Annotated in this window: 3 protein-coding genes; all 3 read right to left on the reverse strand. The window is 52.5% G+C overall.

All coding sequences use genetic code 11. The annotated features are described in order from the left end of the window. Positions 1-181 precede the first annotated feature (181 nt). On the reverse strand, positions 182-2,122 hold the full coding sequence (locus AB7E06_RS02395; RefSeq protein ID WP_427954953.1) for a bifunctional diguanylate cyclase/phosphodiesterase: 1,941 nt from the start codon (positions 2,120-2,122) through the stop codon (positions 182-184). Positions 2,123-2,223: 101 nt separating this feature from the next. Further along, a complete protein-coding gene (locus tag AB7E06_RS02400; protein WP_395013983.1) occupies positions 2,224-2,862 on the reverse strand; it encodes a transglutaminase-like cysteine peptidase in 639 nt (212 codons plus the stop codon). A 421-nt stretch (positions 2,863-3,283) separates the two neighbouring features. Continuing rightward, a partial coding sequence (locus tag AB7E06_RS02405) for a VWA domain-containing protein (RefSeq protein WP_427954955.1) occupies positions 3,284-6,418 on the reverse strand: 3,135 nt, incomplete at its 5' end.

A 6,418-nucleotide genomic window follows, 5' to 3' on the forward strand; every position in this document is an offset into this window, starting at 1 on the left:
ATACCGTAAACCCGATCTCGATCTGGTCCGGCAAGCCGAACCCTAGGTTGAAATCTTGCGAGAGACAAAACGTTGTATTACCAACTTCAATCCGGATAGGCGTCTAAGCCTCTCCGGTCAAAATAAAGAGGTAAGCCACATATATTAGCAAATAAGCCCCAGAAAAACAAGGATTTATTTGCTAAGGCCTTGGCGCGACGGCGTTTTCACGCAACAACGCATCCAACTGGGCGCTATTGCTGGTTCGCGTTACCCGCCGCAAACCAATCCCCAACTCCCGCAGGCTTTGCAGGAACGCGGTCAGCAAGTGCCGTCCTCCCACTTCAGTCTGCAAAGTTTGGGCACGCTCATCGTCCAGGACAATATATTTGAGCGCCATCACATGGAGCCACAGAATCGATTCGGGCTGTTCCAGAACACGACGTAGACCAAATTGCACACCCAAGGGACGCAATGTATCCACAAAAGCGACCGTTTCGACATCGTATTCGCTCAGACAGTAAGCATCCAGTTCAATAATCAAACGTTGAGCCTTGTCACCAGCTTTGACCAGAACCTCGGCCACCTGATCCGCAAAGCCGGGCTTGATCACCGAGGCCCAGGAGACGCGAACACTCAAACTGCCCTCATTGCTGGCCAGCCAGTCACTCGCCAGTTCCATCGTGCGCAAGTCACACAGCCCTGACAGACCCAGACGCACCGCCACCGGAATGAATAAATAGGCCGGTAAACTGGCCTGACCTTGCTGCTCAGGCAACAAATTCAAGGTTGCATCGTAAATCTGACCAGCCTGACCCCACACCTCGACGCCCGGTTTCACATTCAATTCAATACGGCCTTGCTCCAGACCACGCTCAATACGCGAATGCCATTCCTGCTCGCCAATGGACGATCCCGCCTCGGAATGGACGCCTTCGGAGGGACGGTACTCCACCTCCTGGTGCCCTGCCCCTTCAGCACGCATCAACGCATTGTCCAAACGCGTCATCACGGCGCTAAGCGTGTCCTGTCCTTCGTAGTTCGTCATCGCCATCGACCAGCGGCACAGACTGCCATCGGGCAGGGGCTGGCGCAGTTCCTGCAAAGCGTTACGCAACTCTTGCGCAAAACCCATCACCTGAGGACCCGTCTGGCCCTGGAGCAGCACAATAAAGTCAGAGCCATTCAGGCGGGCCAGATTGCCTGAGTCCATGCCATTTTTCTGCAATAGTTCAGTACAGCGCTGGGTGAGCAACTTCAACCAGGCATCCACCGCATCGCGCGACAAAGACGTATTCAATGGCAGTAAGTCCCGCTGACGGAACAGGAGCACATGGCCACCTTCTTCTTGCTGAAGAACCTGACGGAACAGGTTCACGAAATATTTGCGGTTAGCCAGGCCCGTTACCGGATCACAGTTCAACTCCAACTGCAGTTGCTCGATTCGGGCGTTTTGCTCCTGGCTACTGACACGGATGCGTCTTCGCACGGTGCTTAAGGTATGTGTCACGGCTTCCAGCTCGGGAATCGTGCGTACTTTTTTGCGGCTGGGTACAGATTCACTTTGATCCATCTGCTGCAACTCGAACTGCACATGTTCGCGCAAGGCACGACGCAACCAGGCCATGACCATCAAGACAAACACACCCCAGGCAATTCCAGCGCCCAATACCAGCAAGGTCACGCGCACAAAGCTTTTCCACAAACTGGCACGGGCGTATTCGTCAGCGGGTTTTACCTCAATAGTGCCGATCTGGTTCCAGCCGTTGCTGACATGAGCCGAGGCCACAGGCACCTCAATCGGCAAGGAGTTGGCAAACCACGCAGGCGAAGATCCAGTGAGCTCCTTTTCTTGTTGAGTGCTACGCTCCACCAAGATCGTACCGGAGGTGTCAGCAAAACGAATACGCTCAAATTGCCCGGTATCGTACAGAGCAGCAATCAGCAGCTCTTGGGTCACCGGATCCTGGTTGCTGGGTTGGGACAAGGTCAAGGCCAGCGAAGTCGCGGCCGACTCACCCTGAGCCTGCAACTGACTGCTCAAGTATTGCCTTGCCGAGTCAACGCTGAACCACAGCGTGCCAATCAAGATAGCAAGAATCGCGCACGAGACACTTAGCAGGAGCTGTTTAAGTAAAGACATAACGCTTCCGTATATTCCATAAATTCTGGTCTAGCCCACCCAGCAAGGGTGTCCTGAGAGCTGTTTCCGATCAGGGCTCAAGCCCTGGGGCCGGTACATCATCAAGGAACAAACCCTTCCTTACGCATTTTTTCCAGCAAACCACGCCAGCGGCTGATACTGTCTACCGAACCTTTCTGGGCGTTACCCACATACACCCCTTGGGAATTGAAGCTGAACACGGGGGTCAAATCAGGACGCTGGCTGGCGGGACGAATCGAGCCACTTAAATTATCCAGCAATAAAGGCTCGGACTGCGGTGTGGGGTAGTAGCCCAGCACCATGTGCGCAATACTTTGGCCACCTACTTGTGCCCGTACATAAATCAATCTTAATTTTTCATTGGGCACACCCAGGTGTAACAAGGAAAAATATTTGCCAATCACAAAATCCTCGCAATCGGCCGCCATTTTGCCCAGCGTTTCAATCGGTGTTGCCCAATAATCCAACTGCCCCCAGATGTGAATATCCTCACCAGCCATTGCATTCGCGTTCCAGAAATCGTTGACGACATCCAGTTGGCGGCGCTCGCTTTGCCCGCGGGCGGAGTCCAGGTTAACGATCCAGCGATCTACAGCATTTCCAGCACGGGCGCCAAAGCGGGAGACGGCAGTCTGGCGAATCTTGCTTGCCTCGAATTGCAAGGCTGGCACCGACAAAGGCAGCCACACCAAAACAAGCAGCGCAATCAACGCTAGCAGCGCAACCCTAGATCGAAGAAAAAGGCGTAGCCAGGCAAAAGACAAGAGCACGTCAATCCCAAATAAGCAAACCCTTATAACGGCCTTATAGCGTGCCTATTTAGTAGGCGCTTGGCAATCGGCAAAGTGCCTGAATCCTCTATATAGAGAGCAGGCTGTTAAACAGTCTCGAATCACCATCCCTGCAAAAAGAAACAGCTGGTCTGCAAAACCGCAGAGCCACCGCCTACCAGCCCAGCTTGGCCAGCCGTCCTACCGCATGCACCCTCTTTCCAACGACACATCACGATCATAATCACAAATACCAAGCACCCACTATTGGCGCTGACGACAAGCTGCAAACATAAAAAAACCCCACAAACTCAAAAAGGTTTGTGGGGTTCGGACACTACCCACAGGTAGTGCCTATTCGGTGAACAGCTTAGAAATCAGAAGACTTCAAAGTACCGTCTTTCAGCGAGTTGGCGATCTGAGCGGCCTTCTCTGCGTCAAAGTCGATGTTGTCCAGAATGATCTTCTGATCGATCTGGCCATTCCCTTGAGAGCTAATACCGATTTCCATCTTGCCACTGTCGGACTCTTTTACGGACAAGTACTTGCTCAGGTTGGCATCGCTACCGTCATAACCACTTAACAGATCGCTAATGTCCAAGGTGTCTTCACCAGCCGCACCAAAGTCCATCACACGATCTACAGCAGGCTTGGCAACACTACCCTGGTCGCCGGCATTCCACTGGAAGGTGTCATTGCCAGCACCACCGAACAGGATGTCGTCACCAGCACCACCGATCAATGTGTCGTTGCCGCCCTGACCATACAAGATGTCGTTACCGCTACCGCCATCCAGCGTGTCATTACCGCCACGAGTATCACCAGTCACATTGAAAGCTTCGTGATTTCCCTTGATGTAAGCGTACAAGTCTGTGTTGCTTGGAGCAGACCCATTCTTGAGCTCAAGGAATACCTCCAGCGCCTTCAAGCCGGCCCCATCGGGCAAGTCAGCAGGACGGCCGCCTGGGATTTCATGCCATGGCAAGACATCACCATCGGTATTAATCGCATCACCAAAGATGATGTCGTTACCGTCACCACCCAATACAGTGTCATCACCCACATCCAGCAACTCGCTGCTGCTCGAACCACCCTGCAAGGCAGCAGCCAAGTCTTCAGCGGTATGCACGATGTCAGGTGTGCCGGCAGGGCCAGACACCCAGCGTCCCTGCCAGGACCACTTACCTTCTTGCACCCAGACATCCTTATCACCGATAGAAGATGTGTCATCGAAGAACTGCAGATAGTCTTGGGCCACACCGCTGCCAATACCGATACCATGCACCGCGCTCAAATCGCTTAAAGCCTCAAACGCGTCGATCGACTGCTCCATAATCGTAGCAGTTGTCGAACTGCCGCTTCCTTTAACCTGCTGACCATCCATGTAATACGTTGGATTGCCGTCGGTCAGGAAATAAGTCAGATTTTCAAACTGGGCACCAGTAGTCTGCTTAGCAGCTTGTTCATTAAACCATTTCACGGTTTCATTAAAGGCAGCCTCATAGTTCGTACCCTCATACGCGCTCAGATTGTTAAGAGCATTAATCAAAATATGCACATTATCTGTGGTGAGATTATCCAGCTTCACTACTGAGGTAGCTGTTTGGGCAAAATCAACCAACACCACATTTACGATGCCATCGTGGTCCTTCAAATCCTCGGCCAGATTCTTCAAGGCATTGATAGCCAACTGCATACGGGTCAGACCTGGAGTACCAGATTCATTTGCCATACTGCCGGACGTATCTACCACCAATGCAATGTTGTAGTTCTTACCGGGCTCAACATTCGTAACCGTGCCGCCTACGTCGGCCAGAATAATGTCATCACCCTGACTGCCCTGCAGCGTGCCACCACTGTTGTCACCATCATAGACTTCACCGTGGTGCAGCGTGAGGCTGACAGGAACCTGGACATCCTCAAAGTTTCCGTCCACCGCTACTACCTTGGCAGTCAGATCTTTAGTGCCATCGGTTGTCACCGTCACCGAACCTTTGCCATTTCTGTCCAGCGTTACCTCGTAGGCCTGACCGTCGATTTCTACCGTTGCCGTCGGGAAGGTAGTCTCAAAGTCATACTTGCTAGGATCAGGCGGATTCGAGGTTTCGATATCAAACACAACCTCGGATTCCATGCCAGGAATACTGGATGCATCATCATTGATCACCTCTTTGTAGGAGATGGAATGCACCAGATAATCATCAGTCGGTCCAGGTGCCGTGAACTCTGCTTTCGTAAAGTTTAGTCCACTGCCGGGTTCAAACGTGTATGCCAAATCGACTTTGTCTGAGCCGCCTGCTACCCGTTCGGTCTTGGTCACATCACCATTTGCATCGTAATACGTAACCAAGGCTTGGGTGTTGGAGCCACCACCAGAAATGATGGCCCAGCCAACTGAATTACCCGCTGCATCAAAGAACTCAACCTTCGCTTTTTCAGAATTGGCTCTCCAGGCAAACTGAACATCAAAGGACTTAACCTCATTGTTGAATTCAACCGTGAGAGTCTCCCCATAGCCAAGCTCTTTGTCGTCGCCATTCCCAGCCTGTCCAGACACACCAAAGCCATCATGGTCCGTACCTGTCACTGTAGAGACATTGGTCGCCTGGCCAGTTGTATCTGTAGCCGTCACGGTAAAGCTGTCAGTGTTCCCGACATTACCCACATCAATTGTCGAGGTCTTAGTGACCGTTGCCTTAATGCTGACCGTCGTTGGGTCAAAGTCATCCACAATGACGGTACTTGCAGAATCCTGAGTACCCACAGACAGATGATCAAACGCATCATTAGCGTCCACAACGCCCGTAATCTCTACCTGCAAGCCCTCATTAGGCTCTTTGTAAACGTCATCTACCGTATTAACAGTAAATTCTGTTTCGGACGTCCCGCCCTGAATAGTCACACTATCAGGCAAGGTGCCGGTATCGCCCGCATTGGCGGCAGCGCCACTCCAATCAAGAGTCACATCGATACTTTGACCTGCTGGCACTGTGACCGCATTGCCCGCACCATCGACTAACTGCACGGTATAACGCAGCTCCCCACCCTCAGATACGCTGTTTTGATCAACACTAATCACGGCGTAAACAAAGCTTGTATCGACGATCAGAGCGTCGGCCTCCAAGGTGCCTTCATGGGCATTGATCACCTCGGTGATCTCAACCGTGAAGTCCTCAGGACCTTCATAGACCTTGTCATCGGCCGTCACCACACGCAGCTGTAAGCCGCCGTTGGCAGGCACTTCATACTCCGCATTCGGATCCACATCGACCCAGTTGCCAGCAGCATCCTGAACCTGCAACGTACCCACGAAGTCATCCGCATCGGCCTTGCCGTCCAGGCTCAAGCCCAGCTTGACCTTGGCCACCTGATCCGTGTCACCACCGTCACGGCTGACCGTGAACGTACCGGCCTCACCTTCGGTGATGTCCGTCTGGTTAGCCACGATATTGACCGTCGCCAACTCATCATCATCCTTGCCGTCATTATTGCGGTCATCAACAAT

Source organism: Alcaligenes sp. (assembly GCF_050255915.1).
GTDB lineage: Bacteria > Pseudomonadota > Gammaproteobacteria > Burkholderiales > Burkholderiaceae_B > Alcaligenes > Alcaligenes aquatilis.

What these genes read in the sequence shown, in the direction of transcription:
- AB7E06_RS02395 (WP_427954953.1), bottom strand. Translation starts at nt 2,122, where the DNA reads ATGTCTTTACTTAAACAGCTCCTGCTAAGTGTCTCGTGCGCGATTCTT.